This is a genomic window from Streptomyces sp. KL116D (assembly GCF_030766975.1).
GTDB lineage: Bacteria > Actinomycetota > Actinomycetes > Streptomycetales > Streptomycetaceae > Streptomyces > Streptomyces longispororuber_A.
In genome coordinates this window covers 42,110-67,987 of record NZ_JASERH010000150.1, presented here as the reverse complement: position 1 = coordinate 67,987, position 25,878 = coordinate 42,110, and the positions used below count along the sequence as shown (strand labels likewise).

30 protein-coding genes are annotated in these 25,878 nt (G+C 73.5%); 8 read left to right on the top strand and 22 right to left on the bottom strand.

All coding sequences use genetic code 11. From position 1 onward, the window contains the following. Position 1: 1 nt before the first annotated feature. Complete coding sequence (locus RBJ77_RS59510) at positions 2-829, top strand: class I SAM-dependent methyltransferase (RefSeq protein ID WP_372352545.1); 828 nt, start codon at positions 2-4, stop codon at positions 827-829. Between the two features lie 38 nt (positions 830-867). Here the strand turns inward: RBJ77_RS59510 and RBJ77_RS59505 are convergent, their stop codons facing one another. From RBJ77_RS59505 to RBJ77_RS59445, 13 genes are read right to left on the bottom strand one after another with little or no spacing between them, the layout of a single operon-like run. Next, on the bottom strand, positions 868-1,152 hold the full coding sequence (locus RBJ77_RS59505) for a gas vesicle protein K (RefSeq protein WP_255972104.1): 285 nt from the start codon (positions 1,150-1,152) through the stop codon (positions 868-870). After that, the gene (locus tag RBJ77_RS59500; RefSeq protein ID WP_372352544.1) at positions 1,149-1,337 is read right to left on the bottom strand and encodes a gas vesicle protein; all 189 of its coding nucleotides are present in this window, start codon (positions 1,335-1,337) and stop codon (positions 1,149-1,151) included. The genes RBJ77_RS59505 and RBJ77_RS59500 overlap by 4 nt, the downstream gene beginning before the upstream one ends. Next, on the bottom strand, positions 1,334-2,134 hold the full coding sequence (locus tag RBJ77_RS59495; RefSeq protein WP_372352543.1) for a GvpL/GvpF family gas vesicle protein: 801 nt from the start codon (positions 2,132-2,134) through the stop codon (positions 1,334-1,336). Before RBJ77_RS59495 ends, RBJ77_RS59500 begins: the two co-directional genes overlap by 4 nt. Then, the gene (locus RBJ77_RS59490; protein ID WP_255972098.1) at positions 2,131-2,445 is read right to left on the bottom strand and encodes a gas vesicle protein; all 315 of its coding nucleotides are present in this window, start codon (positions 2,443-2,445) and stop codon (positions 2,131-2,133) included. Before RBJ77_RS59490 ends, RBJ77_RS59495 begins: the two co-directional genes overlap by 4 nt. Then, complete coding sequence (locus tag RBJ77_RS59485) at positions 2,442-3,629, bottom strand: SRPBCC family protein (RefSeq protein ID WP_372352542.1); 1,188 nt, start codon at positions 3,627-3,629, stop codon at positions 2,442-2,444. The genes RBJ77_RS59490 and RBJ77_RS59485 overlap by 4 nt, the downstream gene beginning before the upstream one ends. Next, positions 3,616-4,299, bottom strand: coding sequence for a DNA primase (locus tag RBJ77_RS59480; RefSeq protein WP_372352541.1), 684 nt, complete (start codon positions 4,297-4,299; stop codon positions 3,616-3,618). The genes RBJ77_RS59485 and RBJ77_RS59480 overlap by 14 nt, the downstream gene beginning before the upstream one ends. Beyond that, positions 4,296-4,520 (bottom strand): gas vesicle protein GvpG, encoded by a 225-nt coding sequence (locus RBJ77_RS59475; protein WP_372352540.1) that lies wholly within the window; start codon positions 4,518-4,520, stop codon positions 4,296-4,298. Before RBJ77_RS59475 ends, RBJ77_RS59480 begins: the two co-directional genes overlap by 4 nt. Before the next feature lie 4 nt (positions 4,521-4,524). Beyond that, positions 4,525-5,274: a GvpL/GvpF family gas vesicle protein gene (locus RBJ77_RS59470; RefSeq protein ID WP_372352539.1), complete on the bottom strand. Its 750-nt coding sequence runs from the start codon at positions 5,272-5,274 to the stop codon at positions 4,525-4,527. Further along, positions 5,271-5,693 carry a gas vesicle structural protein GvpA gene (locus RBJ77_RS59465; protein ID WP_372352538.1) on the bottom strand — a complete coding sequence of 141 codons (423 nt, stop codon included), beginning with the start codon at positions 5,691-5,693 and terminating at the stop codon, positions 5,271-5,273. The genes RBJ77_RS59470 and RBJ77_RS59465 overlap by 4 nt, the downstream gene beginning before the upstream one ends. A 58-nt stretch (positions 5,694-5,751) precedes the next feature. Further along, the gene (locus RBJ77_RS59460) at positions 5,752-6,054 is read right to left on the bottom strand and encodes a gas vesicle protein (RefSeq protein ID WP_372352537.1); all 303 of its coding nucleotides are present in this window, start codon (positions 6,052-6,054) and stop codon (positions 5,752-5,754) included. Between the two features lie 36 nt (positions 6,055-6,090). Further along, positions 6,091-6,999, bottom strand: a complete 909-nt coding sequence (gene ligD / locus RBJ77_RS59455; RefSeq protein WP_372352536.1) for a non-homologous end-joining DNA ligase — start codon at positions 6,997-6,999, stop codon at positions 6,091-6,093. A gap of 34 nt (positions 7,000-7,033) precedes the next feature. Further along, a complete protein-coding gene (locus tag RBJ77_RS59450; protein ID WP_372352535.1) occupies positions 7,034-8,890 on the bottom strand; it encodes a transketolase in 1,857 nt (618 codons plus the stop codon). Further along, positions 8,887-10,314 (bottom strand): NAD(P)/FAD-dependent oxidoreductase, encoded by a 1,428-nt coding sequence (locus RBJ77_RS59445; RefSeq protein ID WP_372352534.1) that lies wholly within the window; start codon positions 10,312-10,314, stop codon positions 8,887-8,889. Before RBJ77_RS59445 ends, RBJ77_RS59450 begins: the two co-directional genes overlap by 4 nt. Positions 10,315-10,398: 84 nt before the next feature. Between RBJ77_RS59445 and RBJ77_RS59440 the strand changes: the two genes are divergently transcribed. Next, a complete protein-coding gene (locus RBJ77_RS59440) occupies positions 10,399-10,950 on the top strand; it encodes a hypothetical protein (protein WP_372352533.1) in 552 nt (183 codons plus the stop codon). Positions 10,951-10,964: 14 nt separating this feature from the next. On the opposite strand, the gene RBJ77_RS59435 is transcribed toward RBJ77_RS59440, so the two are convergent. Further along, complete coding sequence (locus RBJ77_RS59435; RefSeq protein WP_372352532.1) at positions 10,965-11,297, bottom strand: phage holin family protein; 333 nt, start codon at positions 11,295-11,297, stop codon at positions 10,965-10,967. A gap of 89 nt (positions 11,298-11,386) precedes the next feature. Here RBJ77_RS59435 and RBJ77_RS59430 point away from each other — a divergent pair, with 89 nt between their 5' ends. The 4 genes from RBJ77_RS59430 to RBJ77_RS59415 all read left to right on the top strand — a co-directional run bounded on the left by RBJ77_RS59430 (position 11,387) and on the right by RBJ77_RS59415 (position 15,290). Further along, the gene (locus RBJ77_RS59430; protein WP_372352531.1) at positions 11,387-11,746 is read left to right on the top strand and encodes a VOC family protein; all 360 of its coding nucleotides are present in this window, start codon (positions 11,387-11,389) and stop codon (positions 11,744-11,746) included. Positions 11,747-11,793: 47 nt separating this feature from the next. Beyond that, positions 11,794-12,495, top strand: a complete 702-nt coding sequence (locus RBJ77_RS59425) for a GntR family transcriptional regulator (RefSeq protein ID WP_372352530.1) — start codon at positions 11,794-11,796, stop codon at positions 12,493-12,495. Between the two features lie 146 nt (positions 12,496-12,641). Further along, positions 12,642-13,925: an amidohydrolase family protein gene (locus tag RBJ77_RS59420; RefSeq protein WP_372352529.1), complete on the top strand. Its 1,284-nt coding sequence runs from the start codon at positions 12,642-12,644 to the stop codon at positions 13,923-13,925. A 63-nt stretch (positions 13,926-13,988) separates the two neighbouring features. Beyond that, positions 13,989-15,290, top strand: coding sequence for an amidohydrolase (locus tag RBJ77_RS59415; RefSeq protein WP_372352528.1), 1,302 nt, complete (start codon positions 13,989-13,991; stop codon positions 15,288-15,290). A 56-nt stretch (positions 15,291-15,346) separates the two neighbouring features. Here RBJ77_RS59415 and RBJ77_RS59410 read toward each other — a convergent pair whose 3' ends face one another. Together RBJ77_RS59410 and RBJ77_RS59405 are read right to left on the bottom strand one after the other, a co-directional pair. After that, on the bottom strand, positions 15,347-17,383 hold the full coding sequence (locus tag RBJ77_RS59410) for a DUF5107 domain-containing protein (protein WP_372352527.1): 2,037 nt from the start codon (positions 17,381-17,383) through the stop codon (positions 15,347-15,349). Positions 17,384-17,423: 40 nt separating this feature from the next. Continuing rightward, positions 17,424-18,323: an arginase family protein gene (locus RBJ77_RS59405; protein WP_372352526.1), complete on the bottom strand. Its 900-nt coding sequence runs from the start codon at positions 18,321-18,323 to the stop codon at positions 17,424-17,426. Between the two features lie 79 nt (positions 18,324-18,402). Between RBJ77_RS59405 and RBJ77_RS59400 the strand changes: the two genes are divergently transcribed. Then, the gene (locus tag RBJ77_RS59400) at positions 18,403-18,738 is read left to right on the top strand and encodes a DUF6204 family protein (RefSeq protein ID WP_372352525.1); all 336 of its coding nucleotides are present in this window, start codon (positions 18,403-18,405) and stop codon (positions 18,736-18,738) included. On the opposite strand, the gene RBJ77_RS59395 is transcribed toward RBJ77_RS59400, so the two are convergent. The 4 genes from RBJ77_RS59395 to RBJ77_RS59380 form a co-directional block, all read right to left on the bottom strand. Continuing rightward, on the bottom strand, positions 18,722-19,276 hold the full coding sequence (locus RBJ77_RS59395; RefSeq protein WP_372352524.1) for a GNAT family N-acetyltransferase: 555 nt from the start codon (positions 19,274-19,276) through the stop codon (positions 18,722-18,724). The two genes, RBJ77_RS59400 and RBJ77_RS59395, sit on opposite strands and share 17 nt — an antisense overlap. A 19-nt stretch (positions 19,277-19,295) precedes the next feature. Continuing rightward, a complete protein-coding gene (locus tag RBJ77_RS59390) occupies positions 19,296-19,610 on the bottom strand; it encodes a hypothetical protein (RefSeq protein ID WP_372352523.1) in 315 nt (104 codons plus the stop codon). Further along, positions 19,607-19,849, bottom strand: a complete 243-nt coding sequence (locus RBJ77_RS59385) for a LapA family protein (RefSeq protein WP_255972062.1) — start codon at positions 19,847-19,849, stop codon at positions 19,607-19,609. The genes RBJ77_RS59390 and RBJ77_RS59385 overlap by 4 nt, the downstream gene beginning before the upstream one ends. A gap of 148 nt (positions 19,850-19,997) precedes the next feature. Further along, positions 19,998-21,779: a CocE/NonD family hydrolase gene (locus RBJ77_RS59380; protein ID WP_372352522.1), complete on the bottom strand. Its 1,782-nt coding sequence runs from the start codon at positions 21,777-21,779 to the stop codon at positions 19,998-20,000. A gap of 484 nt (positions 21,780-22,263) precedes the next feature. On the opposite strand from RBJ77_RS59380, the gene RBJ77_RS59375 reads away from it, so the two are divergent. Continuing rightward, a complete protein-coding gene (locus tag RBJ77_RS59375) occupies positions 22,264-22,701 on the top strand; it encodes an SUKH-3 domain-containing protein (RefSeq protein WP_372352521.1) in 438 nt (145 codons plus the stop codon). A 105-nt stretch (positions 22,702-22,806) separates the two neighbouring features. Here the strand turns inward: RBJ77_RS59375 and RBJ77_RS59370 are convergent, their stop codons facing one another. Both RBJ77_RS59370 and RBJ77_RS59365 read right to left on the bottom strand, forming a co-directional pair. Then, positions 22,807-23,739 carry an LD-carboxypeptidase gene (locus RBJ77_RS59370; RefSeq protein WP_372352520.1) on the bottom strand — a complete coding sequence of 311 codons (933 nt, stop codon included), beginning with the start codon at positions 23,737-23,739 and terminating at the stop codon, positions 22,807-22,809. Further along, positions 23,736-25,838, bottom strand: coding sequence for a prolyl oligopeptidase family serine peptidase (locus tag RBJ77_RS59365; protein ID WP_372352519.1), 2,103 nt, complete (start codon positions 25,836-25,838; stop codon positions 23,736-23,738). Before RBJ77_RS59365 ends, RBJ77_RS59370 begins: the two co-directional genes overlap by 4 nt. Positions 25,839-25,878: the final 40 nt, after the last annotated feature.

The following is a 25,878-nucleotide window of genomic DNA, read 5'->3' as shown; positions in this document are numbered from 1 at the left end:
CATGTCGCAGGAGACCGCCGTGTACACACACGGCCACCACGAGTCCGTGCTGCGTTCGCACACCTGGCGCACCGCCGCCAACTCGGCGGGCTACCTGCTGGGTTCGCTCAAGCCGCACATGAAGGTCCTGGACATCGGCTGCGGCCCCGGCACGATCACCGCCGACCTGGCCGCCCTGGTCCCGGACGGACACGTCGTCGGCGCGGACCACGCCGCGGGGATCCTGGACCAGGCGCGCGCCACCGCCGCCGAACGGGGCCTGACGAACGTCGAGTTCACCACCGCGGACGTGCACGCCCTGGACTGGCCGGACGACACGTTCTGCGTGGTGCACGCGCACCAGGTGCTGCAGCACGTCGGCGATCCGGTGCAGGCGCTGCGCGAGATGCGCCGCGTCACCAAGCCCGGCGGGATCGTCGCCGTCCGCGACTCGGACTACGCGGCGATGGCCTGGTACCCGCAGTCGCCGGGCATGACCGACTGGCTGGACCTGTACCGGCGGGTGGCCCGCGCCAACGGCGGCGAGCCGGACGCCGGCCGGCACCTCAAGTCCTGGGCGCTGCGGGCCGGTTTCACCGCGGACGAGATCACCGCGTCGGCCGGTACGTGGTGCTACGCGACGGCCGACGAGATCGCCTGGTGGAGCGGGCTGTGGGCGGACCGCACCGTGGCCTCCACGTACGCCGAGCGGGCGACGGAGGGCGGGCACGCGACGCCCGAGCAACTGACCGCGGTGTCCGAGGCGTGGCGGGAGTGGGGCGGGCACGACGACGCCTGGTTCACGGTGCTGCACGGCGAGATCCTGGCCCGCAAGTCGGGCCAGGAGTAAGGGAGTTCGACGCCGGTGAGGCGGCGCGGGAACGGCGGTCAGCTGCGCGGCAGCAGCGGGCCGAGCGGTCCGAGGTCGATGTTCAGGTCCTCGGGCCGCAGCCCGTAGCGCTCCGTCAGCTCGGCCATCCGGTCCTCCAGCAGCATCAGGGTGAGACCGATCCGTTCCTCCTGGTCCTCCGTCAGATCACCGGTGTCGAACCGCCGTACGGCCTGGCGCTCCATGAGCTGGCGCAGCAGTTCCACGACGGTCAGCACGAGCTTCATCAGGTCGCGCTCCACCGTGTCCGGTTCGAGCTCGATCCGCCTGCGGGAATCCGTCATGTCAACTCCGGCCAGGGTGAGGGGACCTGTTCGTTGACCGAGCTGATGAGGGCGTTCAGGTCGATCCGGACCAGGTCGACGTCCGCGATGCGCAGGGTGATGTCGCCCGTGAGGACGACACCACCCGCGAGCAGCCGGTCGAGCAGGTCGACCAGGGCGATCTCGCGCCGCTCCACGACGGTCACGGCTGCTCCTCCCCTCCCTCGGCGCCCTCGGGGCCGCTGAACGAGTAGCCGGCCCACGGCCCGGTCAGCTCCACCCGCAGCCCCGGCTCCCGGTCCTTGGTGGCGTCGACCGTCTCCACGAACTCCTCGGACGCCGAACGCCCCACCAGATAGGCCGCGTTGAGGACGTTGCGGCCGCTGGTGCGGGCCAGCTCCGGGTTCTGCGGCGGGTGGATGCGGGTGGCCGCGGCCTGCCCGGACAGCTCGTCGTGCAGCTCCTGCGCGAACCGTTCGGCGCGCTGCCAGGTGTCGTCGCGGGCGGCCCGCTCGGCCCGGCGGCGGCGCAGGTAGTCACGGCCGGACGCCGCGGCGGGCTCGGCGGCCGGCGCCGGTTCCGCGGCGGCGGCCTCCTCCTCGACGTACACCTTCACGCCCCACTCCACGCGTCCGGCGAGCCGGTCGAGCGCGGCGCGGAAGCGGTCGCCCTCCTGCTCCAGCATGGTCCGTACGCCGCTGTCGTCACGGAACACGGTGGCCAGCCGCAGCGGCAGCGGACTGGTGACCGTGGACAGGGCCGCGATCACCCGCTGGTGGGCGCGGGCCGTTCCGGTGAGCCAGTCGAGGTCCTCCAGATGGGAGCGGAGCGGGGCCTCGGCGAAGTCCCGCTCCGGCACGTCACCGACGACGGCGACCAGCCCGTGGTGCTCGACCAGACCCGGCGGCGCACCCGCGACGCCGGTGAGGTCGGCCTGCAACGGGGCGTCGCCGAGCGGACGGCAGACCGCGTACACGTACCGCAGTTCACTCCTCCTCGTCATGCGGTGCCCTCCTCCAGTTCGGCCAGCCGCTGCTTCAACTCGGCGTTCTCCCGCGCGAGTTGCTTGCGGCGGGCGCCCGACGACAGCGCCGGGTCGTCCTCCCACCAGTCGATGCCCATCTCCTTCGCCTTGTCGATGGAGGCGACGATCAGCCGGAGCTTGATGGTGAGCAGTTCGATGTCGAGCAGGTTGATGCGGATGTCGCCCGCGATGACGATGCCCTTGTCCAGGACGCGTTCGAGGATGTCGGCGAGGTTGGCCCCGCCGTCGCCACCGCGGTAGGTGTCGGGGAAGCGGCTCGCCGTGGTCATCGGCGGGCCCCGCTGCCGGCCCGCTCCCGCCGGGGCCGGCGCGCCGGCTCCTCCTCGGGCTCGTCGTCCTCGGGCTCCGGCTCCTCGTCCCGGTCGTGCTCCTGCTCGGGCTCGGTGTCGTACTCCTCGTACTCGCCTTCGTACTCGCCGTCGGCCTCGGACTCGTCCCGGTCCTCGTCCTCGGCGTCGTAGCGGTCGGGTTCCTCCTCGCCCTCGTCGCCCTCGCCGCCCTCTTCCTCGGCGTACTCCTCGTAGTCGTCGTCCGCGGGCTTGCCGGAGTCCTGCTCCAGCTCCCCCTCCTGCTCCTGCCCCTGCCCCTCTTCGTTCTCCCGCTCCTCCTCGGCGACGGCGTCCTCGTGGCTCTTGACGACCTCGCCGTCCTCGATCTCGCCGCGCCAGCCGTCGCTCGCCTCGCCGCGCAGCGTCACGAACCGCGCGAAGTGCTTCAGGTCGAGACGGGCCCGGCGGCCCTGGGCGCGCCAGATGTTGCCGGTCTTCTCGAACAGGCCCTTGGGGTAGTACTCGATGACGAGCAGCACCCGGGTGAGCCGGTCGGCCAGCGGGTGGAAGGAGACGACGCCCTTCGTGGTGCCCTTGGCGCCCTCCGACGTCCAGGCGATCCGGTCGTCGGGATGCTGCTCGGTGGTGTGGGCCTTCCAGCTCCGGTTGGACCAGAAGACCTTGAGCTGCCAGTCGGAGGTGACGTCGTCGGCGCGGTTCGCGTTCTTGACGCCCTTCGCGAAGGTGCTGAACTCCTGGTACTGGGTCCACTGGTCGTAGGCGTTGCGCAGATCGACGCCCACGTCGATGAACTCCATGATGACGGTGGGCTTCTTGCCCGCGCCGCTCTTGCGCTTGCCCTTGCCGCCGCCGAGGTTCTTGAACGCGCCCACGACGTTGTCCTTCAGCCGTCCCGCGCCGAGCTCGACCGCGCTGCGCAGCGGTCCCTTGCCCTCGGCGAGTTTGCGGCCGCCGTCGAGGGCGAGCTTGGCGAATCCGGGGCTCTTGCCGTCGGCGATGTCGTTCAACTTGAGCGTGGTCTCGCCGAGCTTGCGGCCCGCGCCGATCAGCATGCGCTGGGCCTGGGCCGCCAGGTACTCCTGGAGTTCGGCCTTGAGGTGGTCGGCGGCCTGGCTCTTCGCGAGACCGCCGAGCGCGTTCTTCGGGGAGTCAGCCACGGCCACGGCCCCCTTCCACGGTCTTCTTGGCGGCCCGCTTGGCACCGCCCGCCCGCTGCGCCGGGGCCTTCTGCGCCGGCTTGCGCGCCGCGGTCTTCTTGGCGGCCGCCTTCTTGGCCGGCGGCTTCTTCTCCGCCGTCCGCGACCCGGCGCCCCTCGGCCGGTCCGCCGCCTCGTCGGCTTCGTCCCGGTCCGCCGCCTCGTCCGGGCCCTCGTCGTCCGGGGCCTCGTCGTCATAGGCGTCGTAGGGCTCCTCGTCGCGGCCCTCCTCGGGCTCCTCGTCGCGGCCCTTGCCGCGCCCCGGTACGAGACCGGTGACCCGCTCGCCCGCGTCGCGCACGTCGTCGGCGTCGGGGGCGACGCCCTCGATCCGGTCGCGGACGCCGCGCGTGCGGTCGTGCAGACGGCCCGCGAGCCCTTCGATCTGGCGCTCGACGAGCGCACCCGACGCCGCCTTGCCGACGCCGCGCAGATCCTGCCTGAGCTCGTCGCCGATCTCCTTGAACTGCGGATTGTTCGCCAGCTGTTGGCTGACCAGGTCCGCGAGCGCGCTCGGGCTCAGCTTCAGCCGTTTGCCCGCGACCATCGTGCCGACGGCGAACGCCAGCTTCATCTTCTTCGTACGCCCGAGGACGTAACCGGCCCCTACCGCGAGGCCGAGCGCTGCTCGGTTCACTTTCCCTCCAGACGGTCGAGGAGCTCGTCCTCGATCCGGTCGAACGTCTCCTGGTCGATCTCGCCGGACGTCAACCGCTCTTCCAGGCGGGCGAGTTCGGCGCGGATCGACGCGGGGTCGTAGTACTGCCGCTCGGCCTCCGTGAGCACCTGCTGCACGGCCCACAGGGACCCGCGCACCGGCGCGATCGGCAGCAGCAGCACTTCCTTGATCAGCCCCATGGGCTCACTCCGTGCCCGCGGGCTCCGCGGGGCCCGGCTCCACGAAGCTGTACGGCGGGAGCGGGCCGTTGACCGTGAGGTCGAGGTGCGGGCGGCTGCGGCGGACGTGCTCGATCGCGGCGAGGAAGTGCTCGGCCTGCCCGCGGTCGACGAGGAAGGAGACGTTGGCCAGCCAGCCGCTGCTCTCCGGTCCCGTCGACACCGCGTCCGCCGCGGGTTCGAGCAGGCGCTGCAGCTCGGCGGCGTCCTCCGCCTCCCGGGCCTGCACGGCCGACACGACCAGCTCGCCGAGGCGCAGCCGCTCCTCGTACGTGCCGCCGCCGGCCTGCCGGTTGGCCTCGGTCAGGGTGCGGACCTCGGGGTCCTCGGCCATCACCCGGTGCAGCACGGCCTCCTCGTCGTGCTGCGCCTTGACGTTGTACTCGACCTTGCCCTCCAGGGAGCTCAGCCGCTCCTGGTAGTGGTCGGCGCGCTCGGCGAGCACCGCCGCGACGGCCTTGTCGTCGGGCGCGAGGCTGCCGAACCGCATGGGCAGGACGGGCCCGCCGCCGCCCGCCTCGGACAGCACGCTCTGATGGGCGAGCAGGTCCCGGCGCTTGGGCCGCAGGTCTTCGGGGGCTTCGCTGACGATCGCCGCGAGGGGCCCTTCCTTCACGAGGCGCACCTTGCGCGCGGGTTCACCGATGCCGCCCATGCCGTCGGGCAGCGAGGGGTGCTCGGCGCTCGCGATGCCGTAGATGTACGTGCTGGTCACTCCTGCTCCTCCTTACGGCGGCTCGGGGCGGACCTGCGGGTCCGCTTCGGCTCGGCCTGACCCTCGTCGCGGGCCTGGTTGAAGGCCTCGGAGATGGTCTGCGCGGCTCCGCTCAGGGCGCCCTTGGACTTGCCGCGCGCGCCGGACTCGGTCATCTCGCCGACGAGGTCGGGCAGGCCGGGGCTGCGGTGCGGGCCGGCTTCCAGGTCGAGCCGGTTGCAGGCCTCGGCGAAGCGGAGATAGGTGTCGACGCTGGCGACGACGACCCTGACGTCGATCTTCAGGATCTCGATGCCGACCAGCGAGACACGGACGAACGCGTCGATGACGAGTCCGCGGTCCAGGACGAGTTCGAGTACGTCGTACAGACCGCTGGTGCCGCCACCGCCGCCTGACTGCTGTGCAGGAACAACGGTCATGGAGACCGGTCCTCCTTGTCCGTAAGGGGCTTGTCTGTGTGGTGCGCGGGGCGGCGGCCTACCGGCCGCCAGGCTTGCGCGACTCCGCACGTCCCCGCTCGTAGCGATGGACGCGCCGGTATCCGGTGAGCACGCCCTGCGGGTCCAGGCTCACCTGGTAGCTCGCCAGCAGGCTCATCGTGTCGGGGACCCGGGCCACTTCGAGGACCTCGATCTCCAACTCCCAGCCGTCCTCGGTACGTTCGAAGGACGAGACGGACTCCGCCGCCATTCCGGTGAGCTCGGCCAGCTGGGTGCGCGCCTCGCGCAGCACCTCCATGGGGCCTGGCCCCTGGCCGCCGTCGCCCTGCGTCTTGTTCATGCGGGGCGAGTCACCCCATGAGCCCTGGCCAAACCTTCAACTCCGCTGCTGGGCATGGAGCTTGCGCAGCGCGGGCCCGAGCGCGCGCCCCCGGCCGAGCAGCCCTTCCCAGGGGCGGGTGCGGGCCTGTTCGAGGGCGTCCGTGACCGTCCAGCGGCGGGCGTCCGTGGTCGGGTCGTCGAGCTGCTCCCAGGTCATCGGGGTGGCCACGGGTCCGCCCGGTTTCGCCCGCACGCTGTAGGGCGCGACGGCGGTCTGGGCGTAGCCGTTGCGCAGCACGTCGAGGTAGAGGCGGTCGCCGCGGTCCTTCTTGCGGACCTCGGTGGTGAGGGCGTCGGGGTGCTCGTCGGCGAGGGTCTGCGCGACCTGCCGGGCGAAGTCCCGGGCGGCGTCGAAGTCGTGCCGCCCGTCGAGCGGTACGACGACGTGCACGCCGCGCGAGCCGGTGGTCATCGGGGCGGCGGGCAGCCCGAGTCCGTCGAGGAGCTCGTGCAGCCGGCGGGCCGCGTCCCGTACCGTCCCGAAGTCGTCCTTCGCGGGGTCGAGGTCGAAGACCAGCCGGTCGGGGCGGTCGATCCGGCCGGCCCGCGACTGCCACCGGTGCAGGGTGAGCGCGGCCCGGTCGACGAGGAAGAGCAGGGTGGCGGTGTCCTCGCACACGGTGTGCGTGACGGTGCCGCCCTCCTTGGCGACCTCCACCCGGCGGATCCAGTCGGGATAGCTGTCCGGGGTGTCCTTCTGCATGAACCGGGGCCCGTCCGGACCGTCGGGGTGCCGCTCCAGCATCAGCGGCCGGCCGCGCAGGTGCGGCAGCATGAACGGCGCGATCGCGCGGTGGTAGTCGGCGAGCGCGCCCTTCGTGATGCCGTCGGGCAGCAGTTCCTTGCCGGGCCGGTGCACCTCCACGCTGCGCTTGCCGACCCGGTACGTGCGTACGTCGTTCACGGCGCCTCCCTGGGCCGACGGGCCCCTGCGGCGGTCAGGGCGTCATCTGCTGCTCGACGAGGAGGGCGGTCGCCGCGATGAGGGACGCCGCGTCGATGCCGGCCGCCCCGAGCTGTTCCGCCGGGGTCCCCGAACCCGGCATCGGACGGACGGCCAGCCGCACCAGGCGCGGCGTGGGGCTGCCGTCCGCGAACGCCTCGGCGACCGCGTCGCCGAGCCCGCCCTCGTCCCGGTGGTCCTCCACGGTGACCAGGCATCCGGTGTCCCGGGCGGCCTCGGCCAGGGTGCGCCGGTCGACCGGCTTCACGGAGTACAGGTCGATCACCCGGACCGGGATCCCGGCCCTGGCCAGTTCGTCGGCCGCGGTCAGCGCCTCGTGCACGGTGACCCCGGCGGCGACGATGGTCAGCCGGTCGTCGCCCCCGGCCCGCAGGACCTTGCTGCCGCCGACCGGGAAGTCCTCGTGCGGCGGGTAGATGACGGGGCTCTTGCCGCGCGAGGTCCGCAGGTACCGGATGCCGTCCAGTTCGGCCATGCGGCCGACGAGCCGGGCCGTCTGGTTGGCGTCGCACGGGTACAGGACGGTCGATCCGTGCACCGCCCGGAACATGGCGAGGTCTTCGAGGCCCATCTGCGAGGGCCCGTCCTGCCCGATGGCGACGCCCGCGTGCGAGCCGACCAGGTTGAGGCCGGCGCCGCTGACGGACGCCATCCGGACGAAGTCGTGGGCGCGGGTCAGGAACGCCGCGAAGGTGGACGCGTAGGGGACCCAGCCGCGGCTCGCGAGTCCGACGGCCGTCGCGACGAGCTGCTGCTCGGCGATGTAGCACTCGAAGAACCGGTCGGGGTGCTCCTTGGCGAACTGCTCGGTGCGGGTCGAGTCGCTCACCTCGCCGTCGAGGGCCACGACGTCGCCGCGCGCCGAGCCGAGCGCCGCGAGCGCCTGCCCGTAGGCGTCGCGGGTGGCGACCTCGTCGCCGAGCTCGTAGCGCGGCAGGTCGAGGTGGCCGCTGCGCACGGCGTGCAGGATCCGGGCGGCGGGCGGCGACTGCACCTCGACCCGCACTCCCTGGTCGCCGCCGAGTTCCGCGATCGCCCCGTCGGCGTCGGGCAGCGGCTTGCCGTGCATGCCCTCCCGGTCCTCGACGGCGGCGACGCCCTTGCCCTTGAGGGTGCGGGCGATGATCACGGTGGGCTGTCCGGTGGTGGAGCGGGCCTCGGCGTACGCGCGGTCGATCTCGGCCACGTCGTGCCCGTCGATCTCGACGGTGTGCCAGCCGAACGCCCGGAAGCGGCGCGCGTACGCGTCGAGGTCGTGGCCGTGCCGGGTGGGTCCGCGCTGGCCGAGCCGGTTGACGTCGACGATCGCGGTGAGGTTGTCGAGGTGCTCGTACGCGGCGTGCTCGGCGGCCTCCCACACCGATCCCTCGGCGAGTTCGCTGTCGCCGCACAGGACGTAGACGCGGTAGCCGACGCGGTCGAGCCGGCGGCCGGACAGCGCGATCCCGACGCCGACGGGCAGCCCCTGCCCCAGCGATCCGGTGGCGGTCTCGACCCACGGCAGCCGCTGCGGCGTCGGGTGGCCCTCCAGGCGGCTGCCGAAGGTGCGGAACGTCATCAGTTCGCTGTCGTTGATGGCGCCCGCCGCCTTGTACGCGGCGTACAGCAGCGGCGACGCATGACCCTTGGAGAGGACGAAGCGGTCGTTGCCCGGGTGGGCGGGGCGGTCGAAGTCGTAGCGGAAGTGGCGGGCGAGGAGCACGGCCAGCAGATCGGCCGCGGACATCGAGGAGGTCGGATGGCCGGATCCGGCGGCGTCCGCCGCGCGCACCGAGTCGACCCTCAACTGCTGTCCGAGCTCCTGGAGTTCAGCATCTGTGTAGGTGGTCACGAGGTACCTCCGTTGCGTTCTTCGCCCCCGTCTTGCCGGTGCTGGTCCCGCCCCTGGTCCTGGTCCCGGTCCTGGTTTTGGTCCTGGTCCCGCTCCCGGTCCTGGCTCCGGTCCTTGGTGTCGTCCGGTACCCGGGCGAGCTCGGGGGACGCCGTGTCGAGCGGCACGGACCAGGAGCGGACGAGCCCCAACTGGACTGCCTGGCGCGGCAGTACGGCGTCCAGGATCCAGTCCGCCGCGACCCGGACGCGGTTGCCGGGCAGCGCGGCGAGGTGGTAACCGCGGGTGACGGCGCCCGCGAGCGGCCCGGACAGGGGGACGCCGAGCGGATTCGCGGCGGCCTTCGCGCCGCCCAGGTCGACGGTGAAGCCGAGGTCCTTGTGACGGTAGCTGCGGCGTTCGCCGTGCCCGAGGGACGCGGCGACGTTGAGTCCCGCGACCCGCCCCTGCCGCCAGGCGTGCTGCGCGGTCATCGGCGTGTACGAGCCCGGTTTCTCCAGGTCGGGCACGGCGGCCGCGTCACCGCAGGCGAACACCTCGGGGTGCCCGGGCACGTTCAGGAACGGGTCGACCAGCAGCCGTCCGCGCTCCAGCGGCCTGCCGAGGCCCGCGACCAGCGGGTCGGGGCGGACGCCGACGCACCACACGAGGGTGCGGGTGTCCACGAACTCGCCGTCGTCGAGCAGGACCCCGTCCCGGGTGGCCTCCTTCACGGAGGTCCCGGTGCGCACCTCGACGCCGCGTTCGCGCAGCACGCGGTCGGAGGTGCGGGAGAGCCGCTCGTCGAGTTCGGGCAGCACCCGGGGCGCGATGTCGAGCAGCATCCAGCGGGGGCGGATCCCCCGGCGCAGCGGCTGCCTGCGCACCAGGGCGTCGGTCAACAGCTGTCCCTGCGCGGCGACTTCGGTGCCGGTGTAGCCGGCGCCGACCACGACGAAGGTGCAGCGGGCCCGGCACTCGGCCGGGTCGTCGGCGGCCGCGGCGAGTTCGATCTGCCGGGTCACGTGGTCGCGCAGGTACAGCGCCTCGGGCATGCCGCGGAAGCCGTGCGCGTGCTCGGCGACGCCCGGCACGGGCAGCAGTTTGTTGACGCTGCCGACGGCGAGGACGAGCCGGTCGTACTCCAGGGTGCCGCGGGCGCCCTCGGGGCCGACGTACGAGACGGTCCGGCCGTCGAGGTCCACGCCGTCCGCCTCGCCGAGCACGAGCCGGGTGCGCGGCAGCGTCCCCGACAGGGAGACGGTGACGCGGCGCGGCTCCAGCGTGCCGGCGGCGACCTGCGGCAGCAGCGGGAGGTACAGGAAGTAGTCGGTCGGATTGAGCAGGGTGACGTCGGCGGTGTGCCGGGCCACCCGGGTCAGCATGCGGGCGGCCCGGTAGCCGGCGAAACCGGCACCGACGATCAGGACGCGCGATCGGCTCACGGTTCTCCTCCGGGGGACGCGATGGTGGACCTCCCGCGTCCCCGGGCCGAGCGCCGCCAAACGTGCGGCGTCTACGCTCACGCCATGACTCTCGACGCGCACGGAACGGATCTGCTGCTGATCGGCGGCCGCTCAGGGGCGGGCAAGTCGTCGGTGGGCCGGGAGGTGGCCGCACTGCTGCGGGACGCGGACGTGGCGCACGCGTACATCGAGGGCGACGCCCTGGACGCGGTGCACCCGGCGCCGCCGGGCGACCCGGACCGCGGGGCGATCACGGAGCGCAACCTGGCGGCGCTGTGGCGCAACTACCGCGAGCTCGGCCACACGCGGCTGGTCTACACGAACACGGCGTCGGTGCTGGGCAGCGGGACCGCTCTGTTCCGGTCGGCGCTGGCGCCGGACGAGCCGCGCATCGTGCGGGTCCTGCTGACGGCGTCGGACGACACGGTGCGGCTGCGGCTGACGGCGCGGGAGCAGGGCTCCGAGCTGCGGCGGCAGCTGGAGCGGAGCGCGTTCATGGCGCGCCGTCTGGAGGCGGGGGTGCCGCGGGACACGGTGCGGGTCCCGACGGACGACCGCACGGTGACGCAGGTGGCCCGCGCGGTCGTCTCCGCGGCGGGCTGGCCCGCGTCCTGAGGCGGGGAGCCGGGTCAGATCCCGGGCGGCGGCGGGGCGGACGGCATCGGCGGCGCCGTGGGCGCGTCCGGCGTACCCGGCCTGGCGGCCTGCCGCAGCGCGAACGCCGCGACGCCGAGCACCACGGCGACCACCAGGGCCGCCGCCCAGTCCGGCATGCCGAGGGCGAGCACCAGCCCGAGGGCCAGCGCCGCGGCGGCCCCCGCGTACAGGGCGACCGCCCCTGCGCCCGCGTACAGGCCGGCCCGCCGCTTCTGCGCGCGGAAGCCCTCCTTCATCTCGGCCCGGACGGCGTCGCGGACGGCGTGGGCCACTTCCTCGTTGAGTCGCTGGTCAATGCGTTCCATGCGCCCCGGGTACCCGCCGCGCGGCGCCCGTAACGGCGGGTTGGGCGAAGTGATCACACCGGTTCGCGGCGCCAACTAGGCTGCCCCGTATGGAAATCCTGGGAACCACGCTGCGCGTCTGCGTCGAGGACCTGGAGTCCTCGGTCGCCTTCTACGAGCAACTCGCGGGCAGCAGGGCGCTGCGGTTCGAGCGCGGCGGGGTGTCGGTGGCCGCGGTCGGCTGCTTCCTGCTGATGAGCGGGCCCGAGGAGGAGCTGGCGGTGCTCCGCAAGGTCGCGGCGACGATCGCGGTGCGCGACGTCGACGAGGCGAACGCGGTACTGACCGCGTCCGGCGCGAAAGTGATCGCGGGACCGGTGCCGACACCGGCCGGGCGCAATCTGATCGCGCTGCACCCGGACGGCTCGGTGTTCGAGTACGTGGACCGGCAGGCACCGCCGGAGTCCTGAAACGCACGTATCCTCGCCCGGAGCACGACCGGTGAAGGACGGTGCACGTGGCGGGCAGTACTGCGGAGTCGGGAGCGGGACGTACGTCCCTGAGCGCACAGGCGCGCGAGGAGGTGCGGCAGCGCATCGTCGACCGCCGCTACGCGATGGGCGCGCGCCTCGTGGAGCGCGAGATCGCCGAGGAACTGCGGATGTCCCGGGTGCCGGTCCGGGAGGCGCTGCGCGCGCTCGTCAGCGAGGGCCTGCTCGAACTGCTGCCGCACAGCGGCGTGCGGGTGCGGCGTCTGGAGCGGGTCGACGTGCGCCATCTGTACGAGGTGTGGGAGCCGCTCGCGGTGCAGGCGTCGCGGCTCGCGGCCCGCAGGGCGGCGGCCGTGGCACCCGCCGAGCCGGACGGCCTCGCCGATCTGCGCGCCAGCCTGGAGCGGGCGGAGCGGGCGGCGGCGGCCGACGAGGGGACGCGCGAGGTGGCCGCGCACACGGCGTTCCACGAGCAGGTCGTGGCGCTCGGCGGCAATCCGCTGCTGATCCGCACGATGGAGCAGCTGAGCTGGCAGCTGCAGCTGCTGTTCGGGATGCGCGAGGAGCCCGCCCACATGCGGGCGCAGCACGCGGACATGTTCCGGCACATCGCGGCGGGCGACGAGGAGGCCGCGGCGGCGAGCACGCTGCTGCACGTCAGGGACAGCCGCGCCGTCGCTCTGAAGTCCCTCTTCGGTGACACCGATTTGTATACCGAGGCTGACTAGCCAGACCACGGCCCCGCCCCACTCTTGACGTCATTCACGACAAACAGCGCAAACCCCTACCCTGCGGACGGTGCTCCCTTGCCGCCCCGCTCACCTTGGTATACAAAAAGTCGGGCCAGGCCACCTCCTCCCCTCAAGGAGCCCCCATGTGCGTCGAGCCCATCGAGCCCCCGTCCGGCCGACTGACCCGCCGCGGCGTGCTCGCCGCCTCCGCCGTGCTCGCGGGCACCGCGACCGCGCTCGGAACCGGCGCGTCCCCGGCCGCGGCGGCGCCCCGCACGAGCCGGCCGGGCACCGCCGGCGATCTGGTCGTCGAGGGCGGCACGCTGCTCGACCCGGCGACCGGCCACGTGACCGAGGACGCGGTCGTCGTGATCCGCGGCGGCGTGGTCCGCGCGGCCGGGTCCCGGGACGCGGTCCGCGGGCAGCTGCCGGCCGACGCCCCGCGGCTGGCCGCGCACGGCCACTGGATCCTGCCGGGACTCGTCGACGCGCACATCCACCTGAACACCGCGGCCGAGGCGCGCGACGCCGTCCGCAAGGGCGCCACCAGCGCGCGCAGCGGCTCCACGAACTTCTACCAGGACATCGCCGTACGGGAGTTGGCCCGCCAGGCCCCCGGGCTCGCGCCCCGCCTCAGGGCCGCCGGTGTCTTCGTGACGCCCGACCTCGGCGACACCGTTCTCGCCGACCCCGACCTGACGCCGCTGGCCCGCCTCAAGGACGGCGTGCGCTCGGCCCAGGCGCTGCGGCGCGTCGTCGAGGTGAACCTCGCGCGCGGCGCCGACGTCGTCAAGACCCGGGTCAACGAGCGCGCGGGCCTGCCCGAGCAGGACCCGCTCGCCCAGGTCTACTCGCACGAGCAGCTGTCCGAGGTGGTGGCGGCCGCCCGGCGCGGCGGCAAGGGCGTGCTCTGTCACAGCTACAGCGAGCAGGGCTGCCACGACGCGGTGACGGCGGGCATCCGCTCGCTGGAGCACGGGGCGTTCGTCGGCGAGCGCACGCTGCGGGAGATGCGCCGCAGGGGCACGTACTTCACGCCCACGCTGACCGCGATCGCGGGCCTCGCCACGTCCTCGGACCCGGTGCTCGCCGAGCGCGGCCGCACGTACCTGCCGGTCCTGAAGAAGGCGGTCCTGGCCGCGCACGAGATGGGGGTGCCGCTCGCGGCGGGCACCGACTCGTCGGGCGGCTCGGTCCGCCCGATCGGCGGCGAGGTGGAACTGATGCACGCCGCAGGGCTGTCGCCGCTGGACGCGATCCGCACGGCGACGACCGGCGCCGCGCGCCTGCTCGGCCTGGCCGGCACGGCGGGCCGCCTCGACCGCGGTTTCGCCGGTGACCTGCTGCTCCTGCCGGGCGACCCGCTCGAGGACCTGAGCGTCCTCACGTCACCGTCCCGCGTGGTCCGTTCGGGCCTCGCCGCCTGATCTCCGCACCGCCCGCACCGCCCGCACCGTTCTCGCGCCCTCCCTCGACCCAAGGAGAACCGCATGACTCCCCCTCACCTGTCCCGCCGCGGCGTCCTCGCGGGTGCCGCCTCGCTCGGCGCGGCCCTCGCCCCGACGCACGCCCAGGCCGCGCAGACCGCGGAGCCCCGGCCGCAGGACCGCCCCAAGAAGGCCGTGGTCTTCCGGAACGTCCGCCCGTTCGCCGCGCGGGACGCCGTGGACCTCACGGTCGTCGACGGCGTCATCTCGGACGGTCCGGCCCCCAAGGGCGCGAAGGTCGTCTACGGTGACGGCCGGATCGCGCTGCCGGCCCTCGTCGACGCGCACATCCACCCCGACAAGACGAGCTTCGGCGGCGACTGGGTGTCCCGGAAGCCGGCGTCCGGGATCGCCGAGTACTGCGCGCAGGACGTGGAGCTGTTCCGCTCGCAGAAGCGCCCGGTCGGCGAGCGCGCCTACGGACTGATGGCGCACGCCGTGACGCGGGGCACCCGCGCGATGCGGGCGCACGCGGACGTCGCGCCCGCCTACGGGCTGGCCGGCCTGGAAGGGGTGGCCGAGGCCCGCGAGCGACTCTCCGACGCGCTCGACGTGCAGATCGTCGCGTTCCCGCAGCACGGCGTGGTCCGGACGCCCGGCACGGCGAAGCTCCTGGAGGACGCGGCGCGCGCCGGCCTCGTCGACATGATCGGCGGCATCGACCCGATCAGCTTCGACAACGCCCTGGACGAGCAGCTCGACCTGGTCTTCGACCTCGCCGACCGCTACGGCGTCGGCGTCGACATCCATCTGCACGACCGCGACGAGAAGGGCACGAAGGTGCTCCGCGGCATCATCGAGCGGACCAGGGCGCTGTCGCTGCGCGGCAAGGTGACGGTGAGCCACGTGTTCTGCCTGCCGTTCCTCAAGGGCGCCGAGCTCGACGCGATGGCGAGCGACCTGGCCGACATGGACATCGCCCTGACCACGGTCTCGCCGAACGAGTCCCTGGTCCTGCCGATCGGCAAGCTGCGGGAGCACGGAGTGCGGGTCGGCCTCGGCTCGGACGGCGTCCGCGACGCGTGGAGCCCGTTCGGCAACGCCGACATGCTGCACCGCGCGCACATCCTCGGCTGGGTCACCGACGTCCGCCTCGACGAGGAACTGACCGACTGCTACACGGTGGGCACGCACGGCGGCGCCGACGTCATGGGCCTGCCCCGCGTCGACTTCACCCCGGGCTCCCCCGCCGACTTCGTGCTGCTGCGCGGCGAGTGCGTCCCGCAGGTCGTGGTGGACATGCCGCAGCGGGACATGGTCGTGCACGGCGGCCAAGTGGTCGCCCGCGCGGGCGAGTTGGTCTAGGGCCTGGCACGCCGGCCGGGGCGGGACCGCCCCGGCCCCACCCCGGCCCCGCTCCTTCAGTCGCCCGAGGTGCTCGCGGGCGGCCTCATCCGGAAGTCATAGGTGTCCGGCAGGGGTTCGCCGGGGGCCGCCCTCGCCCACAGCTCCCCGATCGTCTCGGCCCCCTCCCGCAGATCGGCGACCTCGAACCCGGCGTCGAAGACGGCGCGGGCCGCGGCCGACTCGCCCTCCGCGACGAGGAGTTCGGCCTCCAGCAGGCGGAACCGGCCGCGGGCCCTGGTGGCTGCGTGCAGCCGGTCCCACACGCCGCGGGCCGCCGTCACCCGGTCCACCGCGAGCAGTGCCGAGATCGCCTCGCGGCCCAGCGACGCCGTCGCGGCGACCCACACCGCCCCGTCGTCCCGGCGCTCCGCGCACAGGTCGTCGAAGGCCTCGGTGTAGCGGTCCGCGGCCCGCTCGGCGTGCCCGTCCGCCGCGTCGGCGACCGCCAGGCAGCGCAGGAACGGCCAGAGGGACGGGGCGAGTTCGAGCCCGCGCTCCCAGCTGCGCACGGCCTGCGCGCGGTCGCCCGCGTGCCACTGCGCGACGCCGAGGTGGTACTCGGACAGCGGCCTGGCCGGCGCCGTCTCCAGCATGTCGCGCCAGGCGGGCGCGACGAGCGAGGGTCCGGGCGGCCCGACCCGGCGCGGCTCGGGCAGCGCTCCGGACTCCAGCAGCTCGCGCCAGGGCGCCTGTTCGTCGCCCAGCATCGCCTCGTCGAACGGCGTGCCCGTCAACTTCTCGCCCGTGCGCAGGACTTCGAGGGCGCCCCAGCCGGAGCCGACGGCGAGGCGCTCCCCCGGCTCGGTGTCGGCGCTCGGCCGCCACGCCGCGTACGCGGCGTCCACGTCGGCCCTCGGCAGGGCGTCCGCGAGGCGGCGCTCCACCTCCTCGACGGCTGCGTCCCAGTCCTCCTGCGCGTGATGCGAGTGAACCGTTTCCGCGGACGCCGAGAGCGGCCCGTACGCCTCCAGCCAGCTGAACTCGCCGGCCGCCTCCAGGCGGACGTGCTCCAGCTGGGTGCGGGCGAGCCCGGCCTGGATCTCGGCGTAGCCGCCGGTGCCGGGCTCGGTGAGCCAGCGCTGCCAGCGGCGCCCGCCCGTGCCGCTGCCCCAGACGAAGAGCTTGCGGCCGCGCAGCAGATCGGTCGAGGTCTGCACGAGGCCGTGCCCGGCGTCGTCGAGCGCGGCGATCCAGCGGCGCCGCCCGTCCTCGACCTCGTAGAAGTAGTCGGCGGGGTACGTGCTGTTCAGCGGGTACGTGCGGTCGGCGCCGTCGAACTCCGGCACGGGGACCCGGCGCAGGCTGCGCTCGTACCCGAAGTGCCAGGCCTCGGACGCCGGGGCGAGGACGCGGCGCTCCTCCGGCACGGCGATGTTGGACCACCAGTACACCGGCGCGGGCTTCTCGTGCGGATTGCGGATCCGGACGCCCACGTACAGGAAGTCGGAGCCGTCGGGGAGCCACAGGTCGACCTGGAAGGGCAGGTCGCGCAGGCGCTCCCACTCCCACAGGCGCAGCATCTCGCCACCGTCGGGCGCGGTGACGCGGGCGGCGTGCACGGGTGCGCAGGACAGGGTGGTGTGGCCGGTGGCGCCGATGTTCCACTCGATGCCGCCGGAGAACCAGGCGCCGTTGAGCGCGAAGTCCGCGGGCTGGAACACCGGGTTGCGGTACAGGAGTTCACGGTCGGTCGGCTTGTGGAACAGGGACGCGATGCGGCCGCCGAGGCCCGGCAGGACCGTCGCCCGCAGCCGGTCGTTCTCGATCACGATCGTGTCGAGCGTGACCGGTGCGCGGTCCCGGCCGTAGCCGTCGAGGATCCGCTCGGGCAGCACGCTGCGCAGCGGCCGGTAGCCGATCTGCCGGGACATGTCGAGCGGCAGGCCCTCCTTGGACCGCTCGTCGAGTTCGTGCATCTCGTCGAGGGTGCGCAGCGGTGGCAGCGGGTTCGCGGGGCCCAGTTCGACGCCTGGGAGGGTCAGTACCTCACGTCGCACGATCGTCACGTCTGCCTCCCGTCGCCACGGGGCGCGGCCCGCCCCGATGACCATGGAACATGGTCATCGGCGAGCTGACCAGGGTCTGCCCCGGTCAGGATTGCGCAAAGGCCGTCACGATCAGATCGGTGAGCAGGGCGCCGGCCGTCCCGTCGGGGTCGAGATCCGGGTCGTAGATCGTGACGTTCATGCCGACGCAGCGCGGCGAGGCGAGCAACGGCCGCAGCAGCGCGAGGAGTTCGTCGGGCAGCAGCCCGTCGGGGTCGGGGCTGTCGACGGCGGGCATGACGGCCGGGTCGAGCACGTCGGCGTCCAGGTGCACCCAGAATCCGTCGAGGACCGGCACCTCCAGGCTCCGCACGAAGCCGGGCACGACGTCCTCGACGCCCCACTCGCGCAGCTCGCCGACGGTCACGTTCGGGATCTTCAGTGCGGCGAGCTCGGCCCGGTCGTCGGTGAAGGCGTCGCGCCCGCCGAAGAGCCGTACGTCCTCGTCGCGCAGGTACGGGCGCAGCCCTTCGATGTCCGTCAGGTCGTCCTGCCCGCGGCCGGTGCCGAGCGCCAGCTCCTCGCCGCCCGCCGCGCCGACCCGGTCGGAGTTCCCGGGGTGCCGGAAGTCGGCGGAGGCGTCCACGGCGGCGAGCCCGTACCGGCCGATGCGGCGCAGCGCGAGCGCCGCGCCGAGCTGGATCGAGCAGTCCCCGCCCAGCACCAACGGGAAGTCCCCGGCGCGCACGTGCCGTTCGATCCGGTCGGCGAGCCGGACGGTGTAGGCGGCGATGGCGGCGGCGTTGAACACCCCGTCGCCCTCCTGCCAGTCGCCGCGGTCGTAGCGCGGCGGCACGACGACGCCGCCCTCGAAGGCGCCGAGCCTGCGGACGATGCCGTGCTCGCGCAGGGCTCCGGCCAGCTTGTAGACACCGGGCACGGTGCCGGGGGCGGGCGGGCGCAGGCCCAGGTTGGAGGGGGCGTCGACGGCGACGATATTCCGCATGCGCAGCATCCTCATCGACGTACCCTGGCGCTTTCAACCGGCTGACCCGCCGCCGTACGCACGAGGAGCGACCCGCACCATGTCCGACCAGCACACCTATCGCGTCATCGTGCGCGGCACCTTCGACGGTCTCACCGCACCGGCCCGCGAGCGGCTGCTCGCCGAGGTGGCGGAGCACGAGGGCATCGCGGGCATGCGGTTCGGCCCGGAGGGTTCGCTCGCGTACGACCGGACGCTGAAGCACTTCTCGATGCGCTACGTCGTCACGTCCGACCCGGCCGACGGCGACGAGATGGCGGGCGCGCTCGCCGAGGAGCAGGCGACGGCGCACCTGGCGGAGCGCGGGTACGGGCACGGCGAGCTGCGCTCCACCGTGACCGACATGGACACGATGAAGATCAACCGGAAGCGGTGAGCGCCCACCGCTGGTGATCGCGCCAGGCCCCGTCGATGAAGAGGAAGTCCGGCGAGAACCCTTCGAGGCGGAAGCCGGCCCGGCGGGCGAGCGCGATGGATCCGGCGTTGCCGGGCTGCACGTTGATCTCGAGCCGGTGCAGCCCGAGCGTCCCGAACGCGTGGCGGACGACGAGGCCGAGGCCCTCGGACATCAGACCGCGGCCTGCCGCGTGCGCGAAGGCGCCGTAGCCGAGGGCGCCGGAGCGAAAGCCGCCGAGGACCACGTTGTTGATGTTGATGAACCCGGCGATGGCCCCGTCGGTTCCGGCGGCCCCATCGGTTCCGGCGGCCCGCTCGCAGACCAGGAAGCCGTGCTTCGCCGGGTCCTCCACGAGCAGCCGGGCGTACGCCTCGAAGGCGGCCGCGTCGGTGGGCGGGAAGAGCCAGGGCCGGTGCAGCCGCCCGCTCTCCCGCGCCCTGGCGGTGAACTCGGCGGCGTCCGTGAGCGCGAAGGGGCGGATGCCCACGCGCGGGCCCTCGGCCAGGTACTCGGTCATCGGGCCAGCCTACGGACCGCTATCCGGCGGCCGCCCGGGGGCACTTCTCGCCGTTCTTCACGACGCCGATCCGGACCGTGGTGTCGCCGATCTCCCGGCCGACGGCCGGTGACTGGGTGCAGACCTTCCAGCTCGGCGGCCACAGCACGTGCCGGTGTGCGCCGCCGACGTCGGTCACCTGGACCTGGGTGCGGTAGTCGAGCGTCGTGAACACGTGCATCAGTCCACGGCCGCGGAAGTCCGGCATCCGCGGCCCGTCGGCCGCGACCGCCGCGCCCACCGGGACCGTCAGGGCCAGCAGGGCCCCCGCGGTGACCGTCGCCACTCGTCTCACTTGCGTCTCCTCGCCACGAAGTAGCCCCCACAGATCCCGCCGATGATGAAGACGGCCGCGAGTGCCAGGTACAGCGGCATGGTGACCTCGGGGATCAGCAGCCGGATCTTCACCTGCCGGGTGTTCTCGAAGATGAAGATCACGGCGAGGACCGCCAGGGCCAGGACCGCGATCCTGGCCGGCGTGAACGCGCTGGAGCCGCCGCTCTTCGACGAGCTCGCGGTGTCCTTGGGGCTCATCGTGACCCTTCCGTCGTTCCCCCGGAGGTCGTCGCCGCCTCCTCGCCCAGCATGGGCGGGAAGGCGGCGCTCGCGCACCGGCCGAGGGCCCGTACGGGTGACGGGCGGTGGTGGGAGGGCGGCGGGCGGGCTGCGGGCGGGTGACGGGCTACTCGGGGACGACCGGCAGCTCCACCGTTCCGGTGTCCTCGGGGGCGCTGGTGACGGTGACCGGCCTGATCCCCCTGTTGCCGCCGTACGCGTCGTCGCTCGCCGCGATCACGAACTGGATGCGGTGCCCCTTCTCGTAGCGGTGCACGATGCCGGGGAGGGTGACGGTGAACGGCCGGGTGACGTCGGGCACCCGGACCGGGGCGACGAGCCGGTGCACGAGGGTCTTGGTCCCGTCGGGCGCGACGTCGTACAGCTTCGCGAAGAGGACGAGCTTGTCGGCGGCGTCCCCGGAGTCCTGCACGCGTTCGGTCCGCGGCGAGACGACCTTGAGGGTGGCCTTCGGCGATCCGACCACGTCGGTGGCGCGGGCGAGGGGCTCGGTGGTCCAGTCGAGGTAGGTGCCGCGGGTGTCGTGCGGGGCCGGGTCGGGCAGTCCGACGAGGCCGGCCAGGGACGATTCGGAGTGACTGGTGGGGATCAGCCGGTTCTGGTACTCGCGGCTGCCGCGGGCGACCTTCTCGCGGTGGTCGACGAGCTTGCCGTCGCCGGACAGGTACAGCTTCCGCGACGGCGCGGGCACGCTCGACGCGGTCGCGTAGGTGCGGTTCGGGTCAGCGATCCAGTCGCGGTAGTAGGCGAACGCCGGCCCGGTGTCGACGCCCTTCTCGTGGCGCAGGTACCGGTCGAACCAGGCGAGGATCCGCCGGCCGACGTACGACGTCTCCAAGTTGCCCTGCGACAGGTTGAGTTCGCCGCTCGCCGGGTCGGTGAGTCCGCCGCTGTGGCCCCAGGACTGCCAGATCATCTTGGCGGTGGTGCCGTTCGCCCTGAGGGTCCGGTACGACGCCTGCCCCTCGTTCAGGTTGAAGAGGCTGTCCGCCTGCCCCTGGACGAGCAGGGTCGGCGCCTTCACGTCCTTGAGGTACGAGACCGGGGAGACGCTGCGCGCGTAGCGCAGCAGTTGCTCGGTCCGGTCGGCCGGGTAGCGGCCGGAGTTGAGGGTGTGGATGGTCGCGCAGGCGTCGTCCACGAAGTGCAGACAGCTCAGCTTGTTGATCCGGGACGGGTCGAGGGAGGGTTCGAGCAGCGGCTGGCCCTCCCCCATCAGGTAGAAGCCGTTGGTCCACTGCCACTTGAAGACGCCGGGGACGTCGCGGTCGGCGGCGTTCTGCGGGTCGAGCGAGTACGCCAGGTCGTTCCAGGTGATCAGCGGCACGAGGGCGTCGACGCGGTGGTCGACGGAGGCGGTGGCCAACTGAACGGCTCCGCCGTACGATCCGCCGATCATGCCGACGCGCGGATCGCCCTTCTTGTCGGCGGTCACGTAGTCGGCCCTGGTGCCGTCGTCGGCGGCGCGGGTCCCGGCGAGGAAGTCGACGAGGGCGGATGCCGCGACTCCGTCGATGCGGGGGTCGTCCAGGGAGACGAGACAGCCGGACCGGCCGAAGCCGAGCCCGGAGTAGGCGAGCCCGACGTATCCGCGCTGCGCGAAGGCCTTCGCGGTGGCGTCGGTGGACCCGTCGGACTTGCTGCCGCCGAAGCCGTTCGTGGTGAGGACGGCGGGGGCCGGGTGGGTCGCGTCGACTCCGGCGGGCCGGTAGAGGTCGGCGTCCACGACGCAGCTTCGATCTCCGGCCCGGACCGTGAACTTCAGTGCTGTGACCGTGAATTGACCGGAGGTGGGGGTCGCCGCACCCGCGGGCGCGGCGCCGGCGAGCGGGGCGGCGAGGGCCGCGACGGCGGTGGCCGCCGCGAGCACGGCACGGGTTCTGGGCAACGGTGACCTCCACGGTGGCGCTAGCCGCTCTACTGACCAGTAAGTTCACGTGCGGAGTCATGGTGTGACGCGTGTCAGTCGAGGGTCAATGGGGGTGCGTGGGGATATTCCGTGGAGGGGCGGCCGGGGCGAACGGCACGTACCGGGTGCCGAGTTGCCCCCCTCCGCTCCGCCCTGGGACCCTGCCGCCCGTCGGCGTCACGGCCCTGGGACCGAGAAGGGAAAGTGAACGACAGCGACCAGAGGGGACGAGAGAGGACAGGAAACGTGCCCGTACTGAAGTCCCCCGCGGCGGTGGATGCCTGGCTGTCGGCTGCCGGGTGGCACCCGGGGCGCCGGTGTGACGACCTAGGGCCTGTCTCCCAGATCCCTCCGTCCGCCCGAAGGGCGGGCTTCGCGGCGTCTGGTGCGTGCTCTCGGCGTGCCGGGCCCAAGGCCTCGTACTGGACCGTACTTGGCCTTGCGCCCGGTGCGGCGAGAGCGCGTGCCAGGCGTCGTGGGGCAGGAGGGATCTGGGAGACAGGCCCTAGCCGCGGCCGAGGTGGCGGGCGTCCTGGCGGACTTCCGCGCCGACGGTGGCCGTCTCGGGACCGTCGAGCCCGCTCTCGCGTTCCTGCGCGAGCACGTCGGCCTCGTGGCGCTCCGGCACGCCTCCACCGACGACCGGGTGGAGTTCGCCCCGCGCCTCATGTACCGGGGCGCCGCGGAGGACGTCCAGGAACTCGCCGACGGACTGGGGACGAAGCTCTTCCCCGTCGCGCACGACACCTACGACGGGGGGACGGTCCTCATGGACGAGTCCGGCCGGTTCTTCTACCTGCACCACAGCGGCGCGTACTTTCTCGGCGACGAGAAGTACGCGGCACTGATGAGCTATTCGCGGGGGCATCCGCTGGAGAACGCGGAGGACCACTACGCCTGAACGCGTGCGCCGACCGCGACGCCCGCTCCCGCGAGGCAGCGGCATGGCCCGTCGGCCCGGCGCCCGGACCGCTGCCCTTCAGGCCCCTCAGCCCTCTCAGACCCTTCAGGCCAGTGCAGGCACCGCCAGCGTCAGTGTCCCGGCCGTCGTGTCCAGCTCGCCCTCGATCCCGAACGGCACGGTCAGCGCCCCGTCCCCGTGCCCGAAGCCGAACGCGTCGATCACCGGCACCCCGAGCCCGCCCAGCCGGTCGGAGAGCAACGCCGGCAGGTCCGGATCGTCGCACTCCGCCCAGGAGCCGAGCAGCACCCCGGCCACCCCGTCGAACCACCCGGCCCGCAGGAGCTGGGTCAGATAGCGGTCGAGCCGGTACGACTCCTCGCCCACGTCCTCCAGGCACAGCAGCCCGCCCCGCGCCGACCGCCGGGCGAACGGCGTGCCCAGGTCCGACGCGAGCAGCGAGAGGCACCCGCCGAGCGTGACGCCGCGCGCGGTGCCGGGCACCAGGACCCGGCCCCCCTCGGGCGCGGCGATCGTCCGCACGGTCTCGGGCTCGAACAGCGTGGCCCTCAAGTGCCCCTGCGCACGGGCGTTCTTGAGGAAGTCGAACGCGCCGGCCATCGGGCCGTGCAGCGTGCTCACGCCGAGCCGGACCGCGAACGCCTCGTGCAGCGCGGTGATGTCGCTGTACCCGACGAACACCTTGGGGCGGGCCGCCCGCATCGCGGCCCAGTCGACCAGGTCGACCATCCGCTGCACCCCGTAACCGCCGCGGGCACAGATCACCGCGTCGATGTCCGGGTCGCACCAGGCCCGCTGGAGGTCGGCGGCCCGGTCGGCGTCGGTGCCCCCGAGGTAGCCGAACTCCGGGTGGACGTCGCGGACGTGGGCCGCGGGCACCGGCTCCAGGTCCCAGCCCCGCAGGATGTCGAGGCCCGCTTCGAGCCGGTCGGCGGGGACCGGCCCGCTGGGGGCGACGACGGCGACGCGGGCGCCGGGCACCAGCCGGTCGGGCCGGTGCAGCGACCCCGCCGTCACTTGGTGAGCTCCAGGGTCGGGATGCCGGTCGGATGGAGGCCGAACACCTGGGAGTACAGGGAGAGTTCGGCCTCCAGTGCGCGCACCATGGTGTCCGCGCGGCGGAAGCCGTGGCCCTCGCCCTCGAAGGCGATGTACGCGTGCGGCACCCGCCGGCCCTCGCTCTCCACCCGGGCCAGGAACCGCTCGCACTGGGCGGGCGGGCAGATCACGTCGTCGAGGCCCTGGAGGAGCAGGAACGGCGCGGTGAGCCGGTCGGCGTGCTCGGCCGGTGAGCGCTCCGCGTACCGCGCGGGCACCTCGGTGAGCGGTCCGACGAGCGTCTCCAGGTAGCGCGACTCGAAGTCGTGGGTCTCGCCCTCGGCCCAGCCGGTGAGGTCCAGGATCGGGTAGATGATCGTGCCGCACGCGTAGACGTCGGTACTGGTCAGGGAGGCCGCGCTGGTCCAGCCGCCGGCGCTGCCGCCGCGGACGGCGAGCCGGTCGCGGTCGGCGGTGCCCTCGGCGGCGAGGGCGAGGGCGACGGCGGCGCAGTCCTCCACGTCGACGACGCCCCACTGCTCGCGCAGCCGGTTGCGGTACTCCCGGCCGTATCCGGTCGAGCCGCCGTAGTTGACCTCGGCGACGCCGATGCCGCGGGAGGTGAAGTAGGCGATCTCCAGGTCGAGTACGAGGGGTGCGTGGCCGGTGGGGCCGCCGTGCGCCCACACGACGAACGGCGGCAGCTCGTCGTCGGGGGCCATGTGGGTGGGGTTGTGCGGCGGATAGATGTGGGCGTGGACGTCCCGCCCGTCCGGGCCGGCGAAGGTGCGGATCTGCGGCTCGGGGTAGTACGCGGGGTCCACGGGGTCGGTGTGCGCGGCGCCGATGACGCGGGTGCGGCCGGTGCAGGTGTCGAGCTCGACGACCTCGGTGCCGGTGCGCGGGCTGGCGGCGACGCCGACGACACGGGTGCCGTGCACCGCGACCGACGAGGCCCACTCGGTCCATGGTCCCGCCGTGTCGACGACCTCGCCGGTCTCCGGGTCGAGGATGCCGAGCGAGGTGGCGCCGACGCCGTGCACGACGGCGACCAGTCCGCCCTCCAGCGGCTTGAACCAGCTCAGGCCGATCTTCCACAGCGGCCCGCCGAACTCCTCGTCGCGCGGGCACAGCGGCCGGGCCGCGGCGCGCGTGGGCCGGGCGAGGGCGCCCTGCGGCGTGGTGGGCACGGACAGGGCGGGAGCCGGGCGGACGTCCGCGCCGCGCCGGGCGTCGTCCCCGGCGGGCGGCACCTCCCAGCCGCCGCGCACGTCGAGCCGGTACAGGTTCCACCAGCCGCTCGCGTCACCGGAGTACAGGAGGGTCCCGTCGGCGGCCCACTCGACCTGGCAGACGGATTCCTCGGGCCCGCCCGCGACGGTCTGCGCGGGGCCGAACACGCCGTCCTCGCGGACCTCGGCGAGCAGCAGCTCGGTGCCGTCCCACGGCATCCGCGGGTGGTCCCAGGCGATCCAGGCGGCGCGCCGTCCGTCCGGCGCGAGCCGGGCCCCGGTCACGAACCGGTGGGCGCCGTCGGTCAGTTCCCGCACGGCGTCGCGCGCTTCGGCGGCCGAGCCGTCGAGCGGGACGGCGGCGACCACGCGCCGCACGTCGCTGGGTCCTTCGCCGGTGAACTCCTCCAGGACGCACCAGACCTCGCCCCGGTCCAGGTGGAGCTGCGGATCCGCCCAGCGCAGGCCGTCGCCGACCGGCGAGAGCGGGGTGAGCGGGCGCGGTGCCCGCTCGGGGGTCTCCGGCTCGTACGCGTACAGCCGCTGGTCCGCGAAGTTCACGAAGACGACGAGCGGGCCCTCGATGCGCTCGGCACCGGCCCAGGGGCGGCCGCCGTACTCGATGACGCGGCTGCGCACGTTCCACGGCGCGGGCAGCACCGACTGCTCCGTGCCGTCCGGGCGGCGCCGGACCAGCGCCCGGCGGCCCGCCTCGGTGGGCCGCGGCTCGGTCCACCACGCCTCGTCGCCGACGAAGCCGACGTACTCGGGCTGTCCGTCGTGCGCCGCGGCCAGTGCGGCGTCGATCGGCGACGGCCAGGATCCGTATGCCTGGGTGTGCACCATGTCCCCGCCCCCCATTTGTTCCGAGGCCCCCATGTTCTTC